The organism is Mesorhizobium sp. M1A.F.Ca.IN.022.07.1.1, assembly GCF_003997575.1.
Lineage (GTDB): Bacteria > Pseudomonadota > Alphaproteobacteria > Rhizobiales > Rhizobiaceae > Mesorhizobium.
This window is the reverse complement of record NZ_RZST01000522.1, coordinates 1-2764: the sequence shown is the minus strand read 5'-3', so window position 1 is coordinate 2764 and position 2764 is coordinate 1. Positions and strand designations below refer to the sequence as shown.

The window sequence follows — 2764 nt, the reverse complement described above, 5'->3', positions numbered from 1 at the left end:
AGATGGACGCGATCATCGAGCGCTATGGCGAGTTGCAGCACCGCTTCGAGGAACTCGACGGCTATGCGCTCGACGGCCGCGCCCGCGAGGTGCTCGACGGCCTCGGCTTCTCCCAGGAGATGATGGACGGCGACGTTGCAAAACTCTCCGGCGGCTGGAAGATGCGCGTCGCGCTCGCCCGTATCCTGCTGATGCGGCCCGACGTCATGCTGCTCGACGAGCCGAGCAACCATCTCGATCTTGAGAGCCTGATCTGGCTGGAGAAATTCCTCAAGGACTATGACGGCGCGCTGCTGATGACCTCGCATGACCGCGAGTTCATGAACCGCATCGTTTCGAAGGTGATCGAGATCGACGCCGGCGCGCTCACCTCCTATTCCGGCAATTACGAATTCTACCAGGAGCAGCGGGCGCTGGCCGACAAGCAGCTGCAGGCGCAGTTCGACCGCCAGCAGGCGATGCTTGCCAAGGAGATCGCCTTCATCGAGCGCTTCAAGGCGCGCGCCTCGCACGCCGCCCAGGTGCAGAGCCGGGTGAAGAAGCTCGACAAGATCGACCGCGTCGAGCCGCCCAAGCGTCGCCAGACGATGGCCTTCGAGTTCCAGCCTGCGCCGCGCTGCGGCGAGGACGTGGCGACGCTGAAGGGCATCCACAAATCCTATGGCAGCCGCTCGATCTATGCCGGCCTCGACTTCCAGATCCGCCGCCGCGAGCGCTGGTGCGTGATGGGCGTCAACGGCGCCGGCAAGTCGACGCTTTTGAAGTTGGTGGCCGGTGCCTCCGAGCCAGATGAGGGCTCGGTGGCGCGCGGTCCGAGCGTCAAGATGGGCTATTTCGCCCAGCACGCCATGGAGCTGCTCGACGGCGAGCGCACCGTGTTTCAGACGCTGGAAGACAATTTCCCGCAGGCCGGCCAGGCGCCGCTCAGGGCTTTAGCCGGCTGCTTCGGCTTTTCCGGCGACGAGATCGAGAAGAAGTGCCGCGTGCTCTCGGGCGGCGAGAAGGCAAGGCTGGTCATGGCGCTGATGCTGTTCGATCCGCCGAACCTTCTGGTGCTCGACGAGCCGACCAACCACCTCGACATGGCGACCAAGCAGATGCTGATCGAGGCGCTGGCGCAATATGAAGGCACGATGCTGTTCGTCTCGCACGACCGCCATTTCCTGTCCGCACTATCGAACCGCGTGCTGGAGCTCACGCCGGATGGCATCCACACCTATGGCGGCGGCTATACGGAATATGTCGCCAGGACGGGGCAAGAGGCACCGGGGCTGAGGGGGTAGGGCGGCGCTCTGACCTCCGAGCGTAGTAGCGTGGAGAAGCCTTGACCCGTCGGCAGGACAGAGGGGGGCGCGAAGGATCGCGACCGATCTCACCCTTGCGCCGCCTCCTCGTGAGAAGTCACGGCAGGATCCGGGCTCCGTGAGGCGCCCAACGCCCCCACTACTCCCTCGCCAAACCGCGCTCGATCAGGCGAGCAAGCCGCGCCGAAAACGCCCTGGCATCGGCTGGCTTGTCGCCGTCCAGCACGCGCGCCTCGTCGTAAAGCAGATGCGCGGCGTCTTCCTTGAAAGCGCGCTCGCCGTCGCCGAGCTTCGCCAGCGCCGTGACGCGCTCGTGCCGCGGGTTGATCTCGAGGATCGGCTTGGCCGCCTTGTCGAGGCGGCCGGCGGCGTTGAGCAGCCGCTCGAACTGGCGGTCGGGACCGTGCTCCGGTGCGACCAGGCAGACCGCGCTTTCGGTCAGGCGGTCGGAGGCCTTCACGTCCGAGACCTCGTCTCCCAGCGCCGTCTTCACGAAGGCCAGGAAGGTCGCGATTTCGGACGAGATTTCGGCATCCGGCTTGGACGCGGTGTCGAGCAGCGGGATCTCCGACAGTTCGGCCGCGCCCTGCGTCACCGATTTGAACGGCTTGCCGTCGAATTCCGGCGCCATCGTCGTCCAGAAACTGTCGACCGGATCGGTCAAAAGCAGCACTTCGATGCCGCGCGCCCGGAACCCTTCGAGCTGCGGCGAGACCTCGAGCCGGGCGCGGTCTTCCCCGGCCATGAAGAAGATCGCCTTCTGCCCTTCCTTCATCGCGGCGACATAATCGGCCAGGCTGCGCAGCGTCTCGCCGGAAGCGGTCGAGCGGAAGCGGGCGAGCTTCAGCAGCTGCTCGCGCCGCTCGTAGTCCTCGTAGATGCCTTCCTTGAGCACGCCGCCGAAATTCTCCCAGATCTTGGCGTAGGCCTCGGCATCGTTATCGGCGAGTTTGCCAAGATCGCCGAGGACGCGGTTGGTGACACCCTTGCGGATCGCGGCGAGCAGCGGGCTTTCCTGGATCATCTCGCGCGAGACGTTGAGCGGCAGATCGGCGGAATCGACCAGGCCGCGCACGAAGCGCAGATAGCGCGGCAACACGTCGGCATCGTCGGTGATGAAGACGCGCCGCACGTAGAGCTTCATACGACCCTTGCGGTCCTGGTCGAAGAGATCGAACGGACGCGAGCCCGGCACGAAGGCAAGCGCGCTGTATTCGTGCCGACCCTCGGCGCGGAAGTGGATGGTGGCGGCCGGCTCGTCATACTGGCCGGCGATGCTGCGGTAGAAGTCGGTATATTCCTCGGGCTTTATGTCGCTCTTCGGCCTCACCCAGAGCGCCGTGCCGTCGGCGACATCGCGCGGCTCGGCGCCCGGCTTCTCAACAAGCGTGATCGGCACCGGCACGTGGCCGGACTGCGACTTCGCCAGCCCTTCGAGCCGGTAAGGCGTGGTGTAGGAA

Annotated in this window: 2 protein-coding genes; one reads left to right on the top strand and one right to left on the bottom strand. The window is 65.6% G+C overall.

Annotated features, from left to right (window positions below):
- On the top strand, positions 1-1283 hold a 1283-nt coding region (locus tag EOA75_RS31530), incomplete at its 5' end, for an ABC-F family ATP-binding cassette domain-containing protein (protein ID WP_164747704.1).
- 160 nt (positions 1284-1443) lie between these two features.
- Here EOA75_RS31530 and htpG read toward each other — a convergent pair.
- A partial coding sequence (gene htpG / locus EOA75_RS31525) for a molecular chaperone HtpG (protein WP_127326031.1) occupies positions 1444-2764 on the bottom strand: 1321 nt, incomplete at its 5' end.